The organism is Paenibacillus sp. FSL R5-0923 (genome assembly GCF_038009145.1).
GTDB lineage: Bacteria > Bacillota > Bacilli > Paenibacillales > Paenibacillaceae > Paenibacillus_AQ.
Genome location: NZ_JBBPAT010000001.1, coordinates 4453516 through 4479413, shown reverse-complemented (window position 1 = coordinate 4479413; position 25898 = coordinate 4453516). Strand labels below are relative to the sequence as shown.

The window sequence follows — 25898 nt, the reverse complement described above, 5'->3', positions numbered from 1 at the left end:
GGAATGAAGATTTCAAGAAACAACCTATAGAATTGAACAACAGGAGGAAATAAGTTGAGCACACAGAATGTGGGAATTCCATTAGAAGGTTTTGCAGAATTTAGCCGGACAGTAGCCGCTGAAGGTGCGGTGCTGGTGAAGAATGATAATCAGGTACTTCCGCTTGGCGAAGGCGATAATGTTGCGATTTTTGGCAGATCCCAAGTGAATTATTATCGCAGTGGTACAGGTTCCGGCGGTAGTGTCCATGTTACTTATACGACCAATTTATTGGATGGTCTTCGCACTAAGAAGAACTTTACAGTTAACGAAGAGCTGGCTGCTGTCTATGAAAAGTGGATTGAACAGAATCCTTTTGATAATGGTGGAGGCGCATGGGCTGCAGAACCTTGGCATCAGAAGGAAATGTCTTTGAGCAATGAATTGGTTTCCGAAGCTAGAAACAAATCGAATAAAGCCATTCTTGTAATTGGACGCACGGCAGGAGAAGATCAGGATAATGCTGATGCACCGGGCAGCTACCAATTAACAAATGATGAACAGGCAATGCTGAAGCAGGTAACTACATATTTTGAGCAAACAATCGTTGTCCTGAATGTCTCCAACATTATTGATATGAACTGGATGAACGATGAAAGCTATAAATATCCAATTTCAACTGTGATTTATTCATGGCAGGGTGGTATGGAAGGCGGAAATGCGATTGCAGATGTGCTGTCTGGAGAGGTAACTCCAAGTGGTAAACTGACGGATACAATCGCTTATTCCATCAATGATTACCCATCAACACAGAATTACGGCAATGAATTTACGAACTTGTATCAGGAAGATATCTATGTAGGATATCGTTATTTCGAGACATTTTGTCCAGATAAGGTTCAATTTGAATTTGGTTATGGTTTATCTTATACAACTTTTAGTATCGAGCCAGAAGAAGCCAAATTGATTACCAAAGAAGGCGAGTCTTTCATTGAAATCGGCGTAACCGTTACCAATACAGGAACTTCCTTTGCTGGTAAAGAGGTTATTCAGGTCTATTATGAAGCTCCGCAAGGTAAGCTTGGTAAACCAGCTAAAGCTCTGGTGTCATTCGGTAAGACGAAAGTTCTTGAACCGGGTGAAGCACAGCGCCTTACCGTGAGTTTCTCAGCTCATTCTATGGCTTCTTATGATGACGCAGGCGTAACAGGACATGCTTCTGCCTATGTTCTCGAAGAAGGTACGTACCGCTTGTATGTGGGAACTAGTGTTAAACAAGTGGTGGCAGTCGGTGTTGAGGGTAAAGACGGCTATGTCGTTGAAGCTCTTCAAGTTGTGGAGCAATTGCAAGAAGCGCTCGCGCCTACAGAAAGCTTTACGAGAATGATGCCAGGTGCTCAGAAGGCGGACGGTTCGTACGAGATTGTTTATGTTGAAGTTCCTAAACGTAAAATTTCGTTGGCTGAGCGAATTGAAACTAATCTTCCAGAGACGATCTCACAAACAGGTAATAAAGGATATAAATTAAGAGACGTATATGAACAGAAGGTTAGCATGGAAGCCTTCATTGCACAGCTCAGTGATGAGGATTTGGCTGCAATTGTACGTGGTGAAGGGATGAGCAGTCCTTTAGTTACACCGGGCACGGCTTCTGCATTTGGAGGCGTAAGTGACAGTTTATTTAATCTCGGAATTCCAGTGGCTTGTACAGCTGATGGTCCTTCAGGGATTCGTATGGACAGCGGAGCAAAGGCGACTCAAGTTGCTATCGGAACGCTTCTTGCAGCGACTTGGAATGCGGAATTGGTAGAAGAGCTTTATGTTATGGAAGGGCAAGAGTTGTTAAGAAATAACGTGGATTCCTTGCTTGGACCTGGCCTTAATATCCGACGCAGTCCGCTTAATGGACGTAACTTTGAGTATTTTTCAGAAGATCCTTTGATCTCTGGGGTGTTCGCTGCTGCATGTACTCGCGGTATCTTGAAAGGCGGCTCAACCGCTACGATGAAGCATTTCGCTTGTAACAATCAGGAGAAACATCGTAGTAAAGTAAACGCCGTGGTGTCTGAACGTGCACTTCGTGAGATTTATTTGAAAGGTTTTGAAATCGCCGTGAAGCAGGGCGGTTCGAACTCTATAATGACCTCCTACAATCCAGTTAATGGACACTGGGCGGCTTCGAATTATGATTTGAACACCACGATTCTTCGTGGGGAGTGGGGCTTTAAAGGCATTGTAATGACTGACTGGTGGGCGATCATGAATGATGTAGTTAATGGCGGACCAGCAGATCGGAAATTTACAAATTGGATGGTTCGTGCACAAAACGACCTCTATATGGTTGTACCTAACTATGGTTCAGAAATTAACGGATGGAATGATAACACCATTGAGTCGTTGGAAAATGGCACGTTAACCCGTGGAGAGCTCCAACGTTCTGCCATAAACATTTGTGAGTTTATCATGAATGCACCTGTATTCTCGAGAAAACAGGAAATTGTAGAAACTGTAGAGTTCTTTAAAGCTAATCCTTCACTTACTGGAGAACAAGCTCAATCCTTATCACAGAATCCACAGGTTAAACCTGTCGTAGAAGGAACGACTAGCTTTAAAGTGGAACAGGCTGGTCAATACCGTATCCTGGTGCATATCATGTCAACGGAACCTGAGCTGGCTCAAAGTGCGTGCAATGTATCAGTGAATGATCAATTGATGACAACCATTCAAACAAATGGTACTGAAGGTCAGTGGATCAGACAAAAGCTTGTGAAAGTTGAACTCGAAGCAGGTCTTTATGATATGAAATTGGAGTTCATCAAACCAGGTTTGCAGATCGATTGGATTGAATTCAATAAAATCGACTAAGTGTCATGCGTTAATGTTAGATAGATCGTTAATATTAATCATTTCTAAAAACCGCGATATTTTTCGCGGTTTTTTTGTTGTACTTATTGTTGCGGGGGGATCATATATTTCATTTCCACTACTCCACATGAGTATGGAGGGGGGATTTCAACTCCTTTATCGGATACTAGAATATGAGGAAATTGCCCGGTATACCAACTATGGTGTGTCGGGCTTTTTGCAGATTATATACTTTACAAATACTTGTCTGCATGTACTTGTGTTTGTTCGAATAAGTTAGAAAGTAGGACCAGGACAAACCATAGGTGGAGATGCGTAGAGATGGGGATGCGTAAACAAAGCTTTATTCGTGGCACGTTCATTTTAACCGTGTCGTCATTTTTTACAAAAGGGCTCGGATTTTTGAATGGCGTTTTGCTGGCACGTTTCTTAGGAGCCGAGGGGGTAGGGCTGCTTATGATTGCTCATCCGCTGCTACCCTTGTTTATTACGCTGACAGAGCTGGGGCTTCCTGTTGCGATTTCAAAGCTTGTCTCAGAAGCTGAGGTTAAGCAGGATGAAGCGCGAGTAAAGCGAATTCTCAAAGTATCTTTAAGTATTACGGGTACGTTGAGTATTATACTAACTTTAGTGGCTCTATTTGGATCCAAATGGATCGCGTCGGTTTTTTTAGCCGATCAGCGGGCGTATTATGCTATGGTCGCTATTACGCCGATCATTCCAATTATTGCGATGTCAGCTGTATTGAAAGGTTATTTTCGTGGAAAACAGAACATGAACCCGCTGGCCTTTTCCGATATTATTGAGAATTTGGCGCAAATCATTGTCATTATCGGTGTTGTGAACGTTTTGCTGCCTTATGGGATTGCTTATGCAGCTGCGGGCGCTATGGCGGCTTCCGTGATCGGCGAAGGTTTTGGTTTGCTCTATTTGTTTGCTGTCTTCAAATGGGCAAATCGAGGGAAGATCAAACCCACCCCACCGCCTAATTCAAGTTTTTCACCCAAAGGAGACAGTACGTTGAGAGATCTGCTGCGCATCGGCTTACCGATGACAGGCAGCGGTTTTATTCATTCTCTCTATCATGCGTTTCTCCCATTGCTGATTACGAAAAGTCTAGTCCTGTTTGGTGTGGGGGTTGAGATGGCGACTAAGCAATTTGGACTTTTAGCGGGATATGCTCTCCCCATGTTGTTTCTCCCCAGCTTTTTCACACAATCGTTGTCCACTGCATTAATTCCGGCGATCAGCGAAGCAAGTGTGAGCAATAATAGCAAGCTTATGCATAGTCGGATGGATATGGCTATGCGATCCGCGCTTATTGTTGGTCTTCCATGTACAATCATCCTGTACTTATGGGCTGTACCATTAACTACTTTGATCTATCATTCGCCAGAAGCGGGCGAGCTGCTAAGGTTGATTGCCCCCTTATTTTTCCTTTATTATTTTGGAGCACCACTGCAAGCGATTCTGCTTGGTTTGGGGAAAGCATCAACCGTCATGTGGAACCATATTCTTACGAATATTTTTGAAGTGATTGCGATCTTTGTTCTCGGTTCTAATATTGGCATCGAAGGGGTTGCTATAGGGTTCGGACTGGGGCTTTTGCTGCTGACACTGCTGAATTTTATGTCTGTGGCAGGAACGATCGGATTTTATTTTGACTTTCGCGTTGTATTCAAGGTGGGCGCGGGAGGAATTATCATGACGATTTGCGGGATGACGGCTCACGGTATACTGGAACGAATGGACCTGGGGCAGATTATTGAACTGTCCGGAACTCTAATCGTTTCATTGATCACCTATGCTGCAACATTGCAGGTAACCCATGCTTGGGAACGGTCACCGAAACCACCGACGATTACGCCTGTTTCTTGAAAGGGAATATTTCGGTATCATGCTCCAAAAAGTAAATCGAGTAATGATGTAACCCTCTGTGTAACAGTATGGAGGCGGATGAAGGTAACGGGAGCAGCGAGGTGTTTAACTGTATTTTGTACAGCTATAAATGGATGGGTAATTTAGAAGGAAGTGTAACGGACAAAAGTATTCAACCCCCGGTTCATAACATCAGAGCAACGATTCTCCAATAACGGATGATCGCTGCTCTGATGTTTTTTACGAATTTTTGTTTGAACTGATGAATACATACCGGAGCGGGGTATTGGAAAGGGGAGCTAGATTCCCAAAAAGGACTACATAAGGCGCGATCTAGCTTTTATGAGACACCTTGAGAAGTGAAGCAGGACTACGCTAGTTATTACCGAGTATTATCCTTGACCGTATTTTTTTCTAAAATGACTCAGTGTGAGTAACGGCCAGATATAGCGATAACTATGATAATTGGAATAGAAATTACCGGGGAGACCAGCGCCTGTTGGATAAGAAGTTTTCCAATCCTCTTCATGAATAGATATGATTAATCTTTCAATCCCTTTTTCCACCGCTGCTGTTGATTTCGGCTGAATGGTGATGAGTGCGTCAAGCGCCCATGCGGTTTGGGAAGGCGTACTTTCGCCTAATGGCACATATTTCAAAAGCCGATCACTATGACAAGATTCCCCCCAACCACCATCCGAGTTCTGTATGCTTAGGAGCCAATTCGCTCCTTTTTGCAATGTTTCATGTTCCAGTGGCAGGTCAACGGCCTGCAATCCTGTTAAGGCAGCCCAAGTCCCATAGATGTAACAAACGCCCCATCTTCCGTACCATGAGCCATCTTTCTCCTGATGCTGAATCAGCCATTTCACACCTCGCCCGATGAATTCGTTTCGCGCATCAAGGTCGGCAAAGTTCCCGAGATACTCCAAGGTACGCCCGGTTAGATCTGCCTCCGAGGGATCAATAGCAGCAGATTTAGCCCCATCGATTGCTAGCCAAGTGAGCATTTCTTTATTGGTGTTTTTTTCAAAAGCTGGCCAGCCACCGTCTTTATTCTGCATCGATAGGACCCAGTTCAGTCCACGATTCCATGACTCTAGATAGGATGGCTGAGTTATTGATAAACTTCGAAAGGCTCGTAAAGCAGCGGTCGTATCATCCACATCCGGATTAATCGTATTAGATTCTGAGAAACCCCATCCCCCCGGAGTTGTATCCGGATTATGAATACTCCAATCAGCAGTTTTATGTTGTTGTCTGGTCAGCAGATACGAAGTAGCACGTTGAATCGCGAGATGATGATCGGGAATTTGTGCCTCCTGCAAAGTATAAGCGATTAGAGCCGTATCCCATATCGTAGACGGTGAGTTTTGAATTGTTGTTTTACTTTCAGAACGGCATTGCATCGAGGTAAGCCCATTTATGGCATTCGTAATCAGAGGATGCTGCTGGTCATAGTCCAGAGCCAGAAGGGCATACACCATAAGAATTGTACTAGTTGCGTAACTGTATAGAGTCCCGTCTGATTCAATCCGCTGGAGAATAAACTGTTCTGCTTTAGTTCGGGCAACTTCGTGAATGTAGCGAGGACTTCCAAGAAGTCTGCTTAGGCCAGTTTGAATAACGTCCTGCAGCTCATGATATCCACGGGAAGCGGGTTCAGCATCTTCAATGCGTGTGTCTATGAGATCAGATAGATCAGGAGCATTCACTGTTGAGATCGAGAAACGTCGATCGGCCATAATAAGCATAGGCGTGAGATGCACTCTTGAGTAGCCAGAGAACTCAAAATAATTAATAGGAAAATAAGACGGGAACAACAGAACTTCTAGAGGAATCGAAGAGATCGATAAAGGCCATTTGCTCTGACCAGTAGCTGCGAGAATGACTCTGGTTAAGATGCTAGTTACTTTTCCAATTCCTCCTTTGGATTGAATATAATGCTTTGCGCGCAATATCGGCTCATCTGTCACCTTACTGTATCCAGAATAGAGAAGGGCGTAGTAGGCTTCAACCGAGGTGGATAAGTTACCATCTTCTTCATCTCTATACAATTGCCAGAATCCAGCGGACTGTTGCTCAGTAAGAATACGATCATGTAGCTGTCGAATCAGGGCTTCATTCTGTACGTTCAAAATCCGAAAGAGAATGATGACATAGGCATCGATAACGATTCCATTTTCAAAACAAAAGTGCCAAGATCCATCTTGCTGCTGTTGATCAATCAGGAATGCCGTTAAACGCTCGATCTCATTATCTACTGTACTCAGTATAGGATTCATTCCTTAGGTACCTCCGAGGTCCTTCATTTTTAGTATTATATGATGGATGAGAGGTTGAAATGAAAAAGGACTGTAAAGTTGCTTTATGCAACCTCACAGCCCTTGATACTATGTTAGCTAATCAATCGGTTAATTTTCAATCACGATACGGTTCAGCTTAAGATTTACGGGGGCAGCAATCGTGTCACCCACAGGGCATTTGCTTTCTAAAAATTGTACGAATGCTTCGACCTTCTCGGCAGGGGATGGGGTCTTTATGTAGAATGTATAGCGAATATCTGAATAGCCGGGACGGACTTCAGAACGGTTAAAAAATCCATCGAGGTCCAGATCACCTTCCACGTCTACTCTGAAATCTTCAAGCTCTATCTCAAATTTGGAAGCATAAACTCGAGCGACAATAGATTGGCAGGCCCCTAAAGAAGCAAGCAAAGCTTCAACAGGATTCATTCCTGTATCCGTACCCCCGAGATTTTGTGGTTCATCGATGACGAGCTCGAATTGTCTTGCTTTAGTAATGACTTTAACCCCATCTTGTAAATGGGCAGTTGCTTTGAAAGTTTGAACATTTGGCATTTGTCTACACTCCTTCTTCTGGAAAACCCAATTATGATTAGATGTTTTGAATTTTATGTAATTCATAGTATTTTTCTAGGAATTGTTTAGATTATAGTTCTATTCTTTGTACCTTGTCAATACTTGATTAGTATTATTGGAGGTAGATAATGTGTCGTTGAAATGACGTTTACGTGAATATGAAAATTGACTTCACAACTATCTCTATTATGTCGATAAATATATAGATTGTTTGGTATTTATATACACTGGAGGGATATTATGAACTATTCAGAACTAGGAAAACAATTTATAGGTGGGGAATGGAGAGAAGGGAAGAGTAGTAAAACACTGACAGATATCAATCCATATAATGATGATGTAATCCATACTTTTCAAATTGCCAGCGTTGCTGACATTGACGATGCTTATCAAGCAGCTTATAAAGCAAAGCTGGAATGGGATAAGGTTAACCCATATATTAAACGTGACATCCTTGAGAACGCTGTTAAATATATTGAAGCGAATGAGGAAGAAATTACATCCATTATTGTTAAGGAACTGGGTGGAACGAGGCTGAAGGCAGCATTTGAGATTGGTCTTGTAAAAAATATGGTAAAAGAAGCGGCAACGTTCCCACTTAGAATGGAGGGTAAGATCCTGCCTTCTACAGAGGATGGTAAAGAGAATCGGCTGTACCGCATCCCTGCAGGCGTGGTTGGGGTGATTAGTCCTTTTAACTTTCCTTTCTTCTTGTCTATGAAGTCGGTTGCTCCTGCACTGGGTGCTGGAAATGGTGTGGTACTTAAACCACACGAGGATTCACCCATTACGGGTGGAACTCTGATCGGCAAAATTTTTGAAGAAGCAGGTGTACCGAAGGGGCTATTAAATGTTGTAGTGACGGATATAAAGGAGATTGGCGACGCGTTCGTCGAGCATCCGATTCCGAGAATCATTTCCTTCACGGGTTCGACTAAGGTTGGAAGCTATATAGGTCAACTGGCAATCAAGAATTTCAAAAAGCCGTTACTTGAGCTTGGCGGCAATAGCGCGTTCATTATCATGGAAGATGCGGATCTCGACTACGCAGTACAAGCTGCGACATTCAGCAGATTCACACATCAAGGTCAGATTTGTATGTCTGCCAACAGAATCATTGTACATAAGACGATCTATCAGGATTTTGTAAATAAATTCAAAGAGAAGGTATCTACACTTACAACAGGTGATCCGAGTGATCCACAGACCATCATTGGACCAGTCATCAACCACCGCCAAGCAGAGACACTGGAAAAGTTAATTGCTAAGGGCATAGAACAAGGCGCTGTTCCTCTGTTGCATGGTAAGATTACCGGCCGAATGGTAGAGCCTACTATCCTTATTAATGTTAAAACGGATATGGCTGTTGCACAAGAGGAGCTGTTCGGACCAGTTGTATGTATCATTCCGTTCGAAACGGATGAGGAAGCTATTGAAATTGCCAACGATACACGTTTTGGGCTAAGCGGAGCAATTCATACCTCCAATCTTGAGCGTGGTGTAGAAATGGCTAAGAAGGTCCACACTGGAATGGTTCATGTGAATGATGTCACGATTAACGATGAGCCGATTGTAGCTTTCGGAGGAGAGAAACAGTCGGGTATAGGCCGTTTAAATGGGGAATGGAGCTTGGATGAATTTACAACGATGAAATGGATTTCAGTTAATTATGGACAAAGAAAACTCCCTTATTAAGGGTTTGGAGGATAAAATGTGAATGAGATAACTGTAGAAAAAACCCAGCATGAACTGATTAATGCTTTCGTAAAAGTGGCTCCACTACTGAATAGTCTCTATAACGATGACATTACAATTGGCATTTATGACACGGAAAAACTGATCATCAATATTCCTGGGAAAACATTCTCGCTGAATGTCAATCCTGGTGATCCACTGATGGAAGGGGATATTGTAACAAATGCGATTAGGAATGATACAGCATTATCAGCTGTCGTTCCGAAAGAGCTGTTTGGTTTTCCGCTTGCTGCACGTGCGATACCGCTTCATGACGAGCAGGGCAAGGTAATCGGTGGTATCGGTATGGGGACAAGCCTCGAGAAAGCGAATAAGCTTTTTGAAATGGCAGAGAGTTTTTCCGCTATTGTCGAACAGACAACGGCATCTATTGATGACATCAGCCAATCGGTTTCTCATCTTACCGGTCGTGTGACAGACGTAACAAACCAAATGAAGGATGTTAGCTCCAGTGCTCAGCAGATCGGAAAGATTTCGACTGTGGTTAAAGAGATTTCGGATCAGAGCAACATGTTAGGACTTAACGCTTCTATTGAGGCGGCAAGAGCAGGAGAATTTGGGAGAGGATTTTCGGTCGTTGCCGATGAAATTCGGAAGCTGGCGACGAGCTCCAAGGAAAATGTGGACCAGATTAATGGCATTTCTAAGAATATTCAGGAACTTTTGCAACGGTTAAATCATACGTTTTCTGATATTCACGCGCTTACCGGTAGTCAATCAGGAGCAATTAAAGAATTTTCTGCAACGATTCAAGAGATAAGCTTAAAAGCGGAGGAACTAGCGCAGGTTGCTGAAGAAACGCTTTTTAGAAAAGATAAAAGTCAATAAGCAATCAGTATTGATTACACATTAATAAAAATTAATAAGAAGAAATACAGTTATCTTGTATTTCTTTTCTTTCTTTAGGCCTGCGTTTTACGCGGGTTTTTTTGTTGTTTTTTGGGATTCAGAAATGAATAATGCTGATGTTACAAAATGGAAAAATAAAACTTGACAGGATTAGATCATCTCGTATACATTTGTATACATAAACGAAACGTATACATATGTATACAAAGTAAAGGAGGAGTAAATATGCGTGATGGACATTTCGGAAAACGCGGTCATAGAGAACATGGGGAACACAAAGACCGTGGAGAGCATAGAGATCGCGAGCATATGAGCAGACATGGGATGGATTCTATGGATGGTCCCCCCAAAAGTGCTCAAACTTTTCGTCGCGGCAGAGCTCTAGCATTTTTGGAAAAGCTTAATGTGAATCGGGCAACTTTACAGCGGCAGCTGCAAACACCGGAGCTGGATTCGATCAAGCAAGTGATTAGCGGTGAATTGAAGGCAACGGAAGCGATCATTGAAGAGTTTATCCATATTTTTCAGATTCATGAAGTAACGCCGGAAGATAAGACTGTTGGCGAAATTAAAAAAGAGGAGAATGATCAAAAAAATGAAAACCATTGATCTTATAAAAACCCGTAGAAGTATTAAGCAATTTAAGGCGGATTCGATTCAAGAGGATGATTTATTGAATTGGCTGGAAGCAGCTAGTTATGCTCCAAACCATCGTATGAACGAACCTTGGGAACTCCTATTTATCGGGCCTGAGACTAGAGCTAAATTAAAGCATAAGACGAATTTTGGAAGTGCTCCTGTAGTTCTTGCTATCTTATCTAAACCTGGTGCAACAGCGTTTGAACGTGACGAGAATGTTATGGCTGCCGCTTGTTTCGCACAGAACTTTTTATTAGCTGCACACGAAATGGGAGTTGGAGCCTATTGGGCTTCTTTAGGTGCTTTACCTCATAATCGTGAAATTCTAGGTGTCCCGCAAGATTACGATGTGATTGGACTATTTGGCATTGGATATCCGGAGGAAGTTCCAAATGCTAAGCCAAGAACACCGATGAAATCAAAAATCACATATTTATCTTAAAAGGTGATGGAATGTGGAAACTTAAGAGTTACTTAAGGCCATATTGGTTGTGGTCTGTGTTAGCACCACTTATGATGATGCTCGAAGTGTTTATGGATTTGCTTCAACCTACACTAATGGCAAGCATTGTGGATCATGGGATTATGACGAAAGATTTATCACATATTTATTCGACGGGATTGACCATGCTTGGTGTAGCATTTGTCGGTCTAATTGGTGGGGTGGGCTGCACCGTTTTTTCGAGCATCGCCTCACAAAATTTCGGGAATGATTTACGGATTAACCTGTTTGAACATATTCAGAAATTCTCAAACAAGAATCTGGACCAATTGAAGACGGGCTCGTTGATTACTCGTTTAACAAACGATGTGGTACAGCTACAAACCTTTGTTCAGATGATTTTGCGGAATATTCGCTCTCCATTGCTATTAATCGGCAGCTTGATAATGGCTATACGGATTAGTCCTTCACTAACCCTTATCCTTCTCGTTGCCGTGCCATTGCTGGTTGCAATATTATATGGGTTGATTCGACTTTCTTTCCCTTTGTTCGAGAAAATGCAGGTCAAATTAGACGGCGTCAACACAGTATTGCAGGAAAATTTATCGGGTATTCGTGTAGTCAAAGCCTTCGTCCGTGCTAAGCATGAACAGAAACGGTTTAATACAGCGAACAAGGATTACACTGAGACTGCGATAAAAGCGGTGCGATTAATGTCGTTAAATATGCCGCTCATGATGCTTGTGCTCAATGTCAGTATCGTAGCTGTGCTTTGGTTTGGTGGGCTGCAGAGCTGGAACGGCTCCCTGCCGGTCGGTCAGTTAATTGCCTTCATTAACTATATCACCCAATTGTTGATGTCCATGCTGATGTTGAGCAATATGCTCACATTCTTCTCGCGTGCAAAGGTCTCCGCAGATCGGGAGAATGAAGTGTTTTCTACGATCAGCGAGATTACAGATGTAACCGAAGCTGAAAAAGATAAGCTACAAAACGGTCGAATTGTATTTGACAACGTTTCATTCGCTTATGATCCTACGGATGAGAACCTCGTGTTAGATGGCATCAATTTCACTGCTGAGCCAGGTGAAACTGTAGCCATCCTTGGAGCAACCGGTGCTGGTAAATCAACCTTGGTGAGCCTCATTCCACGCCTTTACGATGTTTCTTCTGGATCAATCACAATTGATGGTTCCGACACTCGGCAAATTTCTTTGGAACATTTACGTCGCAAGATCGGTTACGTTATGCAGCAAGCCATTCTGTTCAGCGGAACAATCCGTGATAATATCCGATATGGCAGACCGGAGGCTACGGATGAAGAAGTGGAACAAGCAGCAAAAGCTGCTGAAGCGCACCCTTTTATTTTAGAGCTACCACAGGGTTATGATACAGTGCTTGGCCAACGAGGCATCAACTTGTCCGGTGGGCAGAAGCAACGGCTTTCGATTGCAAGGGCGTTGTTAATACAGCCAACAATTCTCATCATGGATGACAGTACGAGTGCGCTCGATGCGGCGACTGAGTCACGAATTCGGCAAATGTTAAAAAAACGGCTGAGTAGCAGCACTAATATAATGATTGCTCAGCGTGTCACATCAGTGATTGACGCGGACCGCATCTTAATTCTAGAAAACGGCCGAATTGCTGTACAAGGTACACATGATGGTCTAATGAGTAGCAGTGAAATTTATCGAGACATCTGGAAATCACAGATGAAAGGGGAGGAGGTTCCTTATGTCAAAGCATGACAACGGCATGAACACTCCCCCTATCCATAGACCAGGCGGATTCGGACCAGGAATAGGACCGGGATCTGGCCCCGGACGCGGCGGCGCTGTGCCAATCGTGCGCGCCAAAAATCAAGCGAGCACGCTTAAACGCATCTGGACTTATTTGAATCGTCAGCGGTTCGGGTTAATCATTGTATATGTATTTACTGTGTTGAATGCACTTCTTTCATTGATCGGACCGTATCTCATCGGTAAAGCGATTGATACTGCGGTTATTCCACACGATTATCAGGGTCTTATTCGGTTTTGCATACTCCTTATTGGCATTTATGGGCTAGGCAGTGTAGTTGCCTGGGTGCAAGCATACGTCATGACATCTGTTTCGCAGAATACTGTTTTTGAGCTGCGCCGTGATCTGTTCAGCAAGTATCAGCAGCTGCCCATTAAATTTTTTGACACTCGGGCTAACGGAGAATTGATGAGCCGGGCAACTAACGATATTGAGAGCGTATCCAGCACACTCAATCAGAGTGTAACCCAATTGTTAAATAGTTTGATTACACTAAGCGGCTCCCTCGTTATTATGTTAATGCTGAACGTTCCGTTGACTGTAGTCTCATTAATCACGATTCCGCTCGTATTATTGGCTAGTCGAAAAATCATTGGTTTAAGCCGCACTTATTTTAGAAATCAGCAGCGACATTTAGGTGAACTTGGCGGGTTCATCGAAGAAACCATCAGCGGACAAAAGGTGGTCAAACAATACAGTAGGGAAGAGTCAGAAGTTAAACGATTCCGAAAAATAAGCGGAGAACTGAATAAGGTCAGCATTAAGGCACAAATCGTATCAGGATTAGTAGGACCCGTGATGAACATGATTAATAACCTTGGATTTGCGATCATTGCCGGGGTTGGGGGCTGGATGGCTTTCCATAACATGGCTACGGTTGGTATAATCGTTAGCTTCCTTACCTATTGCAAACAGTTCGGTAGACCCATTTCTGATCTTGCTAACCAGTACAATTTAATTCAATCTGCAATCGCCGGTGCAGAGCGTGTTTTTGAGGTTTTGGAGATGCCGTCCGAATACGGGGATGAAGAAAGTGAGGATCTCCCAAGATTAACAGGGGAGGTTGTTTTTCAGGACGTTTCTTTTGCTTACAAAGCGGATTCCCCGATTTTGTCGGGCGTTACGTTTGAAGCAAAACCTGGGGAGAAAATTGCACTCGTTGGCCCAACAGGAGCAGGTAAAACAACCATCGTTAACATGCTGATCCGATTCTATGATTTGAATGGCGGTTCCATACGAATTGATGGTCGCGACATCCGAGAGCTGGATAAAAACGCACTTCGTAGTCAACTAGGGATGGTGCTGCAAGATGCGCATGTATTCTCGGGAACGATTCGTGAGAATATTCGGTTTGGCCGACTCGATGCGACCGATCAAGAGATTGAGCAGGCGGCTCAGCTAGCCAATGCGGATGCTTTTATCAAAAGATTGCCGCATGGTTACGAGACCCTCCTCAATGCAGAAGGCAGTAATTTGAGTCATGGCCAGCGCCAGCTGTTAACGATTGCTCGCGCAATTTTAGCTGATCCTGCCATATTAATTCTTGACGAAGCAACCAGTAGCGTGGACACACGTACGGAAATGCACATTCAACAAGCAATGAAGAATTTGATGAAGGGTCGAACAAGCTTTGTAATCGCCCACAGGCTTAGTACGATCCAGGACGCCAATCGCATACTCGTGATCCAGGGTGGAGGAATTGCTGAGCAAGGAAGTCATGAGGAGCTGCTTGCGATGCAGGGCGCCTATTACGAGTTATACAATACCCAGTTCAAACGAGCGATTTAAAGAAACATTTGTATGGCTTATGAAAAAACACTGACTTGGATCAGTGTTTTTTTGTTAGCGAGGTGACCACAGACCATCGAATTGACCGCCGAAACGCTACATTGTATGCTACTACAAGATAATGTAAACAAGGAAGTGATTATTTGAGCCATTCCAGCTATGAACAGCTTGAGACCGAAGGCAAACTACCGTTTGATGTTTCTTTACATAGTGTCAACTTTGTGCCGAATCACTGGCATATGAGTGTGGAGCTGATTTTTGTGCTGTCCGGCAATCTAGAGGTTTCGACCGGAAACCGTCAATATAGGCTTAAAGAAGGCGATATGCTACTCATTAACCAGTGTTACGTGCATGAAGTTATCGGATTAGATCAGAATATCATCGCTACCTTTCAAATCCCAACAACCTATCTTAAGCAGCATATCCACAATGTGGAGAAGATCAGCTTTGAATGTTATTCTGCTGAAGTCGGTCCTGAGAAGCAAAATGGCTTAGATAACATGCGTCAGCTCATGGCTGAAATGGTACAGCTGAAGTACAAAGGCGGAGAAGCCTATGAACTGGGGATGGAAGCACGTATGCTTGGGTTATTCTCTGTTTTGGTCAAACAGTTCAAGCTGCCAAATTCCGGTGAAGCGATGAATATAAAATATATGGAACGAATGATGAGCATCATCACTTATATAGATGAACATTATAAAGACCCGGTGTCGCTGCAGACAATCGCAGAACGAGAGTATTTGTCGGTGCCGTATTTGTCCAAATTTTTTAGCGAGAACATTGGGGTCAACTTCCAGACTTACTTAACCAGCATTCGTTTAAAAAATACCGTAGAAGCCCTTTTAAGAGATCAAGATCATTCGCTTGCTGAGCTGGCACTTGAGCAGGGCTTTCCAAACGCAAAATCTTTTTACGCTGCATTCAAAAGCCGATATCATATTACACCACATGAATATCGCAAAAAATATCGGCCTCAAACTCATGCGAAACAGGAAGGTTCTGCTTCCGGCTACTTAGCATTTAATCAATCCAGCGCACTGGGCATTGTTCGGCAATTCCTCCGGCGTAGTCAGTCGCACCAGCTTGAACCCGTACATGCGGTTGTTCAGCTGTCTGCGAGTATTCCTTTAGACAGGATTCAGCGGCAAATCCAGCATAGCTGGAAAAATATCATTACGATTAGTAAAGCAAATGAAGGACTTCAAAGTGATGTACAAGCTCATTTGAAATATGTACAAGAGCGGTGTCCGTTTCGCTATTTGCGTTTTCATGGAATTTTTGATGATTCAATGATGGTGTACCGGGAAGATCACGAAGGGCAGGCACATTATAATTTTCGCTTTGTAGATCAGTTGTTTGATTTTTTGTTATCGATCGGCTTGAAGCCTTTTATAGAACTGGGGTTTATGCCTTTTGATCTCGCAGCAGACAGCAGTAAACATGTGTTTTATGAAAAGAGTTACGTGAGTCCGCCTAAATCCATGGACCGCTGGTGTGAATTGGTAGATCGGTTTATTCGCCATTGTCTCAATCGGTACGGTCTTGAAGAGGTGGAAAGCTGGAAGTTTGAATTCTGGAACGAACCGGAATATGGTTTGTTCTGGCCTGCGACGGAAGAAGCGTACAACGAATTGTATGCCCGAACGTTCGACACCCTCAAAGCCATCTCTCCGAACCTTCAGATTGGCGCTCCCGGTAGAATTATTACTCTGAATTCCAATGCATTTTGTGAACAGTTTTTCGCTTTCTGCAAAGAACGGGGTTGTCTTCCAGACTTTATCCCGTTACATTTTTATCCGCATGAGGACATGGATGATCTGCTTAGTAAAAATTGGGAGCCTAAAGAACGATTAAGTGAAAAAGAAATATCTCCACTTACAGTAGAGGGGTTCAACAAAGTGTCCCCAAACCCCGATTATTTGAAGGAATCACTGGAGCGTGAAATCGGACTGCTCGCTGAGTTGGGACTTAACGGACAAGAGTTATATTTAACCGAATGGAATTCAACGGCATTTCATCGTGAACTGACCAATGACACATTATATAAAGCTGCATATATCGTAAAAAATATCATCGAAAATCTCGATAGCATCAGCGGGTTCGGATATTGGGTACTGAGTGACAATATTGAAGAAACGGCGGCTTCATCCCGGATATTTCATGGTGGTCTTGGACTTATGGCTCAGTATGGAATTCCGAAAGCCGCTATGCATGCCTATGAAATGCTCGCTAAACTGGGGGATCGGCTAGTCGCACATGAAGAGGGTTATATTGTGGCGGCTGGAAGAGGTGGTTATCAGATTTTGGCTTATAATTACTGTCATTTTGATGATTTGTACGCGCTTGGTGATACTTCATTCATTACACCTACTAGTCGTTATAATGGCTTCAAAAACGAGAGGCATCTTAAAATTGAGCTCACATTAACTGGATTACCATCTGGCAGATATAAGCAAGTGAACCATACGATCAGCAGGGCACATGGCAGCAGCTTTGACAAGTGGGTAGAAATGGGGGCTCCACCCGTTCTGACTGCAGAGGACACTGCTTATATAAAAGCTGCCTCTCTTCCAGGCAGACAGATTCAGCTTCTTGAAGTAGGTGAAGAGCTTTCTGTTGTCATTAGAATGGAACCTCATAGCGTAGAGCTTATTGAGCTGACTCCATTGTTTTGAGAAAATGAGTCAATTTTTAAGCTTCATCTTGATGAATGATATTGAAACGCTTTCATTTAGATTAAAAATGAACCTAAAAGTGTGTAATTGACCACCTCTCCTCCAAGAGGTGGTTTATTTTATAATCAAATTGTAAACGTTTTCTAAAAGGACGAGGAGGAATTACAATGACTGGAGCATCGTCTAAAGGGCAGGTTCACACCCCTTTTCGTAGATTGACCTTTGGTATTCTGCTTGGTTACGGCATGATGATGCTGGCACTGATGACACCTGCCACCTTGCTGCTGACCTTTAAAATGATTGAAGTGGATCCGAATGGATATACCTCTTCCTATGGACTGGTTGCAGGAATAGGTGCATTCTTTGCTCTTATCGGAAATCCGATTGGCGGTGCACTCAGTGACCGAACCCATCTTTCGTTCGGACGGCGGCGCACGTGGATTATCCTAGGTCCACTTGTTGGCTGTGCTGCGCTGGTATGTACTGGTTTCGCCAACGAGCCTTGGCAGATCATGATTAGCTGGGCAGTCGCACAATTTTTCTTCAATGTAGGGATGGCAGCCTATACAGCGCTTATTCCAGACCAAGTACCTCAGGAGAAACAAGGGACAATCTCCGGATTAATCGGTCTCACTATTCCAATCGCTATGACGGTAGGGATGATCATGATGACAGTGATGACTTCAGTTTCTTCAGAAATTAAGTGGCTTTTGCTAGGTGTAATCGGCATCATAGGTCCACTTCTCAGTACGTTGATTATTAAAGAAGGTAAAGTAGAACTTGTTCCCAAGACACATAATCAAATATCGCTGGGTAAGAAGCTGAGTACGATTTTTCCTAGTCCACGTAAATTCCCGGAATTCTCTTGGGCTTTCGTATCCAAGTTCCTGATCATGATGGGATATTGTAGCACTTTATACCTCACAGTCATGCTGGTAAACCGGATGGGACTTACGGAAGAGCTGGCCACCGCAAAGGTTGCTACGATTAATATCGTTATGTTAGTGGGTGTTGCAATTACAAGTATCTTCGGTGGGGTGTTGTCAGATAAATTTGGTAAGCAAAAACCATTCCTGATTGTTTCAGGGTTCATCATTGCTATTGGGGTTCTGTTGTTTGCCTTTGTGCCAAGTTATCCGGCCTACATTGCCGGAGCTGCAGTGATCGGATTGGGTTTTGGCTGCTTCTCAGCCGTAGATATGGCACTCGTTGCACGGATTCTTCCAAGTAAAGAGGATTCCGCCAAAGACTTCGGGATTATGAACGTAGCTAATGCGTTGCCTCAGTCCATTGTTCCAGCAATCGCTCCTGTGCTGTTAGGCATTGGCAGCTGGACCTTCTTTTACATCTTCCTTGCCGTCTGCACTATACTCGGTATGCTGGCAGTGAAGCCACTTCCAGAAGTGGGAACAGAGAAAAGTGCTCAAACTGCTGAACTAACAGCTGTCGAAGCGCAATCACAAAAAGCCAATCTGGTCTAAGAAAAAACAAACAAGAAAACAGTGGAGGGAAACCATATGAATCAGAGAGAGACTATTAACACTAAAAGCCTTCATACCATTTCTTACGTAAGCAATAAGGGCGGTCCAACCTTGGGTTATTCCCCTGATTCTGGAGTGCAGATTCTCGAGCAGGACGGACTGTTCTTCAAAGATCTGAATCGTAATGGCAAGCTGGATAAATATGAGGACTGGCGATTGACGCCGCAAGAGCGGGCTGAAGATCTAGCTTCACAAATGAGTATTGAACAAATTGCTGGACTCATGCTGTATAGTCGTCATCAATCCATCCCAGCACTTAGTAGCAGCTGGTTCTCAGGAACATATAACGGTAAATCCTATGAGGAGAGCGGAGCTAAGCCATGGGAGCTTACCGATGAACAATTAGCATTTCTGGCACAGGACCATCTAAGACATATTCTGGTGACCACCGTGGAAAGTCCGGAAATTGCTGCCCTGTGGAACAACCAGGTGCAGGCATTTGCAGAAGGAACCGGCCTTGGGATTCCAGCCAACAACAGCTCCGACCCACGCCATGGCTCAGATTCTAATTCAGAGTTTAATGCTGGCGCTGGTGGGCAAATCTCCATGTGGCCGGAGACGCTGGGCCTTGCGGCAACCTTCGATCCGAAGATCACCTATCGTTTCGGGCAAGTTGCCTCACGTGAGTATCGTGCACTTGGTCTAGGGACGGCGCTATCGCCGCAAATCGATATTGCTACAGATCCACGATGGTTTCGTTTTAACGGCACTTTTGGCGAGGATTCGAAGTTATCTGCTGACATGGCAAAGGCTTATGTCGACGGCTTCCAGAGCTCGGAAGATGACAGGGAGGTTAACGAAGGCTGGGGATATGACAGCGTGAACGCTATGGTAAAACACTGGCCTGGCGGTGGTTCCGGGGAAGGCGGAAGGGATGCACATTATGCTTGCGGCAAATATGCTGTCTATCCGGGCGGTAACTTTGATGAACATCTTATTCCTTTTACAGAAGGAGCTTTTAAGCTGGATGGCCCAACCAAGCAGGCTTCAGCGGTCATGCCATACTACACAATTTCTACAGATCAAGATCAGTTGAACGGGGAGAATGTCGGGAATTCTTATAGTTCCTATCTTATTACCGATCTGCTTCGGGAAAAATACGGTTACGATGGCGTTGTGTGCACAGATTGGCTCATTACAGCAGACGAATCAGATAGTAAGGATTCCTTTCTCAGTGGTAAACCTTGGGGCGTAGAGGGTATGTCCGTCGCAGAACGGCATTACAAGCTCTTGATGGCAGGCGTTGACCAATTCGGCGGCAATAATGAGATGGAGCCCGTCCTTGAAGCATACCGAATGGGAGTAGCTGAGCATGGAGAGGTATGGATGCGGAATCGCTTTGAGCGGTCAGCTGTTCGGCTTCTACTTAATATTTTCCGTCTGGGTCTCTTCGAGAACCCGTATTTGAAGCCTGAGGAGAGCGCTCTGATTGTTGGGAATCCTGAGTTTATGCAATCAGGCTATGAAGCACAGCTGAAGTCGATCGTGCTGCTGAAAAACAAAAATCGGGTATTGCCGTTGGCAGCGAAACAAACCGTATATGTTCCGAAGCGTTATACTCCAGCAGGAAAGGATTGGTTCGGCAACCCAACGCCGGAAAAGACAGAATATCCGGTGAACCTGGATGTTGTGTCTAAATATTATCATGTGACAGATCAGCCGGAAAAAGCAGACTTTGCTCTTGTCTTCATAAGCAGTCCTAAATCAGGAGTAGGCTTTAGTCAGGAAGATTCTGAGCAAGGCGGTAACGGCTATGTACCCATTAGCTTGCAATATAGACCGTACACTGCGGAACATGCTCGGGAGCAGAGCTTAGCTGGAGATGCGCGAGATAACGATGTACTCAACCGTTCTTATAAAGGAAAAACCGTTGTTACGCATAATGAGAGCGATCTGGATCGTGTTCTGGAAGCTCGCAAGCTGATGAAAGACAAACCGGTAATTGTGTCGATGTTATTGTCCAATCCTTCGGTTGTTGCTGAATTTGAGGGAGAGGTTGATGCTATACTTGTTAATTTTGGGTTACAGGATCAAGCACTTATGGAGGTGTTAACGGGTGCCGAGGAGCCTTCGGGATTGCTCCCAGTACAAATGCCATCAGGTATGCAAACGGTAGAAGAGCAGCTGGAAGATGTGGCACATGACATGGAATGTCATGCGGATTCAGAAGGAAATGTATATGATTTTGCCTTTGGAATGAATTGGAATGGTGTTATAGAGGATGAAAGAACGAAGAATTACCGGAAATAAGAACCGTTCTGCGGAAAAATAAAAACAAAGCACCGCCTGAAGAATTTTATCAGACGGTGCTTTGTATATCAATCGGTTTTCCGATGGTGGAGCTATAAATTCCTTTCCAACAAAGTCCCAAGTTGTTCAGCCAAGATTTGATGTGTTACAGGCTTCTCATTCTTGAACCACCATTCCACTACCCCTGCATAAGCTGATGCCACAAAACTAATGATAACCTCTTCATTTAATCCGTGGTTTATCCCTTCCGTTACATTTACTTCATGTCTAAACTCTTTTTGAAGAAAGGTTAAGAACCGATTACGGAAATAAGGGGCGCCTTTGCTCGCAAGCATCATAGAGAAAAATGAATAATGATTATCGAAGTATTCCGTCCACTTCAACGTGGCCTCGATGAAATCTAATTCTGCTGCCGATTCGCAAAGTACTCTAAGAACTTCTATATGTTCCTCGATAAGCTTGTCTAACAAATCATATTTATCCTGATAATGAAGATAAATGGTTCCTCGGCTTACATTTGCCTTGTCGGAGAGATCCTGTATGGTAATGTCGTCAAAATTCTTCACGGACATCAGTTCAATAACAGCTTTTTTAAGTGCTTCTTGTGATTTAAGAATCCTTCTATCCACTTTAGACATTTGATTTTCTCCTTACTTTCAAAAAAAATGAACACTTTTATAGGACCTGTTCAGTATTGAACAAAACACACACATCGCTTTAAAAAACCAGAAACCCGCAAATTTCTCTTTAAGAAGCGTAGACAAGCTCAATGACGATGGGCTAAGTATTCAAACCTGTCAAATGCAAAATCTGCTTCAGACGATCTATATCAACATAGATATCTTCGAATCCCGGAAAACGAATAGCAGGATCTGGCCAGCCTTGACCATACATCATGTAATAATCAAGAGCGTTATGGTTGCTGATCATCCAATACGTTGGAACGACATGCTGTTCATGAACAATTTCAATAACTTGTGTTCCAGATTGACAAAAAGCCAGATTGGCCAGTCCAGCGCCATGTGCTCCCATGATTACCTTTGCCGAAGCGAATAACTGGATTTGCTGGGCAACTGTCCAATCCTCAAGATAAATAGGTTGAATGCTATATTCTTCAAGGCAGCGTATAACTTCCTCTTCATTAATCAAGCGCCTGGTGCTTGCTTTGTTTCGAGAAATATAAATACGCTCAGGTGTAGCGAGTGTTGATTCCCTATGAGGCAGCAATAATTTACGTAGCGTATCCGTGGTCCACGGGGGATAGTGGGAATTCATCATCAAAGAAGGGACAAGTAGCTGATCAGCTTCAAAGTAAGCTTCAGGATTTGTCCGGATTACTGAAGACTCTGATATACCGAGCATAGCCCAGGTTTGTTCCACAAATGGTCCATATGGATTTGGATTCATGATGATAGAGGTATAAGGAATTCCACTCGTTTTGAGCATCGCCAGCCTAGGGAGCACATCATACAACCAGTGGAAATAGTTATGGCTTCCGCAAAACGTCAACACAGCCACGGTTCCTTCTAAGTATTGAAGTTTTGGATCATTCCACCGGTGGAACACAGGGTGTTCCTCTGCTTCTAGCATTCTATTTTGAACGGCGTCATATTCCTGTGACAGATCAAAGATCAGCTTTCCCTCCGGAGATAGAACAGCACCAGATTCTCCCCATACCCTTCCACTCGAGATGGTGGCTACGTATCCGCCAAACGGCTGTAAACAATAAGGCGTCAGTGCAGGATGAATACTCGATTCAATGCTTTTAGGAGCGGTGAACTCAGCCACCTGACCGAAATCAAACGGAATAACCTGTCCAGCTTCATGGATAGTTCTTTTTTGTCCCCATTCTGTTTCAAGTTCCAAGATGCTCCGGTAATAACCAGAGGGCGCTCCCCCGTTCACAGAAAATCTCATCGTTTCACCTCTTTTGACCAAGTAGAACTCCAGAAACATCATTAAGCTATTCTATGGAACAAAGAACTTAACGACACAATTCCTTCTGAAAAGGGCGAGTGAACAGTTCCTTTAGAGTTTTTTCCGATAAGCCTTAGGAGACATACCGTAGGTTTTGGTGAATTGTCGTGTAAAGTAATTGCTATCGCTAAACCCGCTTTCATGTGAGATCTGAGTAATACTGAAGTTAGAATGCTTCAACAAGCTGCAAGCCCGTTCCAGACGCAATCGATGGAGATAGGAGATAGGGGTCGTCTGATAGTAAGAGCGAAAGATTCGGTTTAAGTGTCTAATAGATATCCCTGCGTGTACGGCGATTTGATCCAGCGACAACGCTTCAAGATAATGGTCTTCCATAAAAGAGAGCGACTTCGCCAAATGTATTAGATGATTATCCTGGCTGCCTTTATCCTGTTTTTCATAATGCCTTGATAAATAGACAACCAGTTCCATAAACCGTGAGACGAGCAACGTCTGATATCCTTGAAGCTTGTGGCTATATTCTTCAATCATACCGGCAATGAGTGCAGTGACAAACTCCAGCATGGGAATTGGCAAGCTTAGTTTACTTGTGTAGGCATGTTTATGACGATACAACGGTTCCAATACAAACAGCGCCTGAAAGCCATTCGAAGTTCGCAGATCCGATCCAGCCGTCGAGAGCATTTCAGGCTTGTACATAATATTACAGATCTTAAAATCCTGAGGATCTTTAAAAGCATGTGGGGTTGAACCGTTAATCACAAAAACATTCCCCTTCTTGATGAATGATTCTTCGGTATTCACAATATGAGTAGCAGTACCACTCAAGACGATTACGAGCTCTGAAAAGTCCACATGTCTATGAAGGTCAGTATCATTGTCGTGAAAGCCGTATTGAATAAAGAATGGGAATTTCTGATCTGATGTAAACCAATTCAAATAAAATTCGCTCAATTCGTAACCCTCCAAAAGTATGTCTAGATGAATGTCTATATCATGCTATTTTACGACTGGATAATCAAGGTTTATCGTTTAGTTAGTGGAGTATAATCCTTGACATAGATGCAAATGTTCAACAAAAGGAGAATGCTTCATGAAATATAACAATCCGATATTACCAGGTTTTTATCCAGATCCAAGCATTTGCAGAGTAGGCGAGGATTACTTTTTGGTAAACAGTTCATTTGCTTACTCTCCGGGAATACCCATTTGGCATAGTAAAGATTTAGTCCATTGGAAGCAGCTCGGGTATTGCTTAACACGTGATTCCCAGCTTCAATTTGATAAATCGGTCGTGTCTGGAGGGGTGTGGGCACCAACCATTCGTCATCATAATGGTCGATTCTACATGGTGACGACAAATCAGGATAGCGGTGGACATTTCTATGTTTGGACGGTGAATCCAGCAGGTGAGTGGTCGGATCCTATTTATGTGGATCAGGAAGGGATTGATCCGTCCCTATTTTTTGACGATGGAAAAGTATATTTTACAAGCACTGGCACCAAGGATGGTATGGGAATCTACCAATGTGAGATTGATATTGAAACGGGCCATAAGCTGTGCGATTCTCGTTTGATATGGACAGGCAGTGGCGGTAAATTTCCTGAAGGACCACATCTTTATAAAATAAATGGCTACTATTATTTAATGTGTGCTGAAGGTGGGACAGAATATGGACACATGGAAACCATAGCAAGAAGTAAATCACCCTATGGACCCTATGAATCCTCACCCCGGAATCCCATTTTGACTCACCGGAGCTCGGATTACCCTATACAAGCTACGGGACATGGCGATCTGGTAGAAGCACAGGATGGCAGCTGGTGGGCGGTATTTCTAGGGATTAGACCAGTAGGATATCCATATCGACATCATCTTGGCAGAGAGACATTTCTTGCTCCGGTCCATTGGAGTGAAGATGGATGGCCGATGATTGGAGATCACGGTGTTGTTGGATTAGAAATGGAAGCTGACACTCCACCACCAGTGCTATGGGAAGACGAGCCTGAGACCGATGATTTTAATCCATCTGATTTAGGAATGAGCTGGAATTTTATTCGCAATGCTAAAAAAGTCGATTGGTCTTTGCAGGAGCGACCAGGGTGGCTAGCATTACATGGAGCGGATGTGAGATTAAGCGAACAGGGAACGCCTGCATTTATTGGCTGTAGACAGCACCACTTGGTTTGTGAAATTTCCACTAAAATGGAATTCAACCCACTAGATGGTGATGAAGCGGGTCTTGTTGTGTTTATGGATCAGATGTATCACTACGCAATCGGACTAACCCAGGTAGAAGGTGAAAATGTGATTACGCTGGAAAGACAAGTGGGTAGCATAAGTGATGTGAAATATTCTTCTCCATTTGAAGACACAGTCGTAGAATTGAAGATTCAAGCATTACCTGAGAAATATTTGTTCTCTTATCGAGGTGCAGATCAGTTATGGCATCCACTAGGTGAAGCGGAGACACACTTGATCTCTACAGAAGTGGCAGGCGGATTTACCGGAGTGTTCTTTGGGATGTATAACTACTCTACCAACCGAACAATCGCATATTATGATTGGTTCCGCTATCAAAAGGAATAACAATCCCAAAATATGTTAAATTAA

At 43.6% G+C, this 25898-nt stretch carries 18 protein-coding genes; 13 read left to right on the top strand and 5 right to left on the bottom strand.

What is annotated here, in order from left to right; genetic code table 11:
• Window positions 1-54: 54 nt before the first annotated feature.
• From MKX35_RS19890 to MKX35_RS19880, 3 genes are all read left to right on the top strand, one after another.
• Window positions 55-2844 carry a glycoside hydrolase family 3 C-terminal domain-containing protein gene (locus MKX35_RS19890; RefSeq protein WP_076299037.1) on the top strand — a complete coding sequence of 930 codons (2790 nt, stop codon included), beginning with the start codon at window positions 55-57 and terminating at the stop codon, window positions 2842-2844.
• Window positions 2845-3165: 321 nt separating this feature from the next.
• Window positions 3166-4722 carry a stage V sporulation protein B gene (gene spoVB / locus MKX35_RS19885; RefSeq protein WP_076299038.1) on the top strand — a complete coding sequence of 519 codons (1557 nt, stop codon included), beginning with the start codon at window positions 3166-3168 and terminating at the stop codon, window positions 4720-4722.
• A gap of 68 nt (window positions 4723-4790) precedes the next feature.
• Window positions 4791-4937 carry a hypothetical protein gene (locus MKX35_RS19880; RefSeq protein WP_341044407.1) on the top strand — a complete coding sequence of 49 codons (147 nt, stop codon included), beginning with the start codon at window positions 4791-4793 and terminating at the stop codon, window positions 4935-4937.
• A 177-nt stretch (window positions 4938-5114) separates the two neighbouring features.
• On the opposite strand, the gene shc is transcribed toward MKX35_RS19880, so the two are convergent.
• Both shc and MKX35_RS19870 read right to left on the bottom strand, forming a co-directional pair.
• Window positions 5115-7007: a squalene--hopene cyclase gene (gene shc / locus MKX35_RS19875; RefSeq protein ID WP_076299039.1), complete on the bottom strand. Its 1893-nt coding sequence runs from the start codon at window positions 7005-7007 to the stop codon at window positions 5115-5117.
• Window positions 7008-7136: 129 nt separating this feature from the next.
• Window positions 7137-7583 carry an OsmC family protein gene (locus MKX35_RS19870; protein WP_076299040.1) on the bottom strand — a complete coding sequence of 149 codons (447 nt, stop codon included), beginning with the start codon at window positions 7581-7583 and terminating at the stop codon, window positions 7137-7139.
• Between the two features lie 258 nt (window positions 7584-7841).
• Here MKX35_RS19870 and MKX35_RS19865 point away from each other — a divergent pair, with 258 nt between their 5' ends.
• The 9 genes from MKX35_RS19865 (at window position 7842) to MKX35_RS19825 (ending at window position 21346) form a co-directional block, all read left to right on the top strand.
• Window positions 7842-9299 (top strand): aldehyde dehydrogenase family protein, encoded by a 1458-nt coding sequence (locus MKX35_RS19865; RefSeq protein ID WP_179086679.1) that lies wholly within the window; start codon window positions 7842-7844, stop codon window positions 9297-9299.
• Window positions 9300-9317: 18 nt separating this feature from the next.
• Window positions 9318-10187: a methyl-accepting chemotaxis protein gene (locus tag MKX35_RS19860; protein WP_076299042.1), complete on the top strand. Its 870-nt coding sequence runs from the start codon at window positions 9318-9320 to the stop codon at window positions 10185-10187.
• Window positions 10188-10433: 246 nt separating this feature from the next.
• A complete protein-coding gene (locus tag MKX35_RS19855) occupies window positions 10434-10817 on the top strand; it encodes a hypothetical protein (RefSeq protein ID WP_052404285.1) in 384 nt (127 codons plus the stop codon).
• Window positions 10804-11289, top strand: coding sequence for a nitroreductase family protein (locus MKX35_RS19850; protein ID WP_076299043.1), 486 nt, complete (start codon window positions 10804-10806; stop codon window positions 11287-11289). The genes MKX35_RS19855 and MKX35_RS19850 overlap by 14 nt, the downstream gene beginning before the upstream one ends.
• An 11-nt stretch (window positions 11290-11300) precedes the next feature.
• The gene (locus MKX35_RS19845; protein WP_076299044.1) at window positions 11301-13040 is read left to right on the top strand and encodes an ABC transporter ATP-binding protein; all 1740 of its coding nucleotides are present in this window, start codon (window positions 11301-11303) and stop codon (window positions 13038-13040) included.
• Window positions 13027-14880 carry an ABC transporter ATP-binding protein gene (locus tag MKX35_RS19840; protein ID WP_081382808.1) on the top strand — a complete coding sequence of 618 codons (1854 nt, stop codon included), beginning with the start codon at window positions 13027-13029 and terminating at the stop codon, window positions 14878-14880. Before MKX35_RS19845 ends, MKX35_RS19840 begins: the two co-directional genes overlap by 14 nt.
• Window positions 14881-15023: 143 nt before the next feature.
• The gene (locus tag MKX35_RS19835) at window positions 15024-17555 is read left to right on the top strand and encodes a GH39 family glycosyl hydrolase (RefSeq protein WP_076299045.1); all 2532 of its coding nucleotides are present in this window, start codon (window positions 15024-15026) and stop codon (window positions 17553-17555) included.
• A gap of 167 nt (window positions 17556-17722) precedes the next feature.
• The gene (locus tag MKX35_RS19830) at window positions 17723-19036 is read left to right on the top strand and encodes an MFS transporter (RefSeq protein ID WP_076299046.1); all 1314 of its coding nucleotides are present in this window, start codon (window positions 17723-17725) and stop codon (window positions 19034-19036) included.
• Window positions 19037-19072: 36 nt separating this feature from the next.
• Window positions 19073-21346 (top strand): glycoside hydrolase family 3 protein, encoded by a 2274-nt coding sequence (locus MKX35_RS19825; RefSeq protein WP_076299047.1) that lies wholly within the window; start codon window positions 19073-19075, stop codon window positions 21344-21346.
• Between the two features lie 92 nt (window positions 21347-21438).
• Here the strand turns inward: MKX35_RS19825 and MKX35_RS19820 are convergent, their stop codons facing one another.
• The 3 genes from MKX35_RS19820 to MKX35_RS19810 all read right to left on the bottom strand — a co-directional run bounded on the left by MKX35_RS19820 (window position 21439) and on the right by MKX35_RS19810 (window position 24238).
• On the bottom strand, window positions 21439-21984 hold the full coding sequence (locus MKX35_RS19820) for a TetR/AcrR family transcriptional regulator (RefSeq protein ID WP_076299048.1): 546 nt from the start codon (window positions 21982-21984) through the stop codon (window positions 21439-21441).
• Between the two features lie 142 nt (window positions 21985-22126).
• Window positions 22127-23263, bottom strand: a complete 1137-nt coding sequence (locus MKX35_RS19815; RefSeq protein ID WP_076299049.1) for a glycosyltransferase family 61 protein — start codon at window positions 23261-23263, stop codon at window positions 22127-22129.
• A 111-nt stretch (window positions 23264-23374) separates the two neighbouring features.
• Complete coding sequence (locus MKX35_RS19810; protein WP_076299050.1) at window positions 23375-24238, bottom strand: helix-turn-helix domain-containing protein; 864 nt, start codon at window positions 24236-24238, stop codon at window positions 23375-23377.
• Window positions 24239-24377: 139 nt separating this feature from the next.
• On the opposite strand from MKX35_RS19810, the gene MKX35_RS19805 reads away from it, so the two are divergent.
• Window positions 24378-25874 (top strand): glycoside hydrolase family 43 protein, encoded by a 1497-nt coding sequence (locus tag MKX35_RS19805; protein WP_076299051.1) that lies wholly within the window; start codon window positions 24378-24380, stop codon window positions 25872-25874.
• Window positions 25875-25898: the final 24 nt, after the last annotated feature.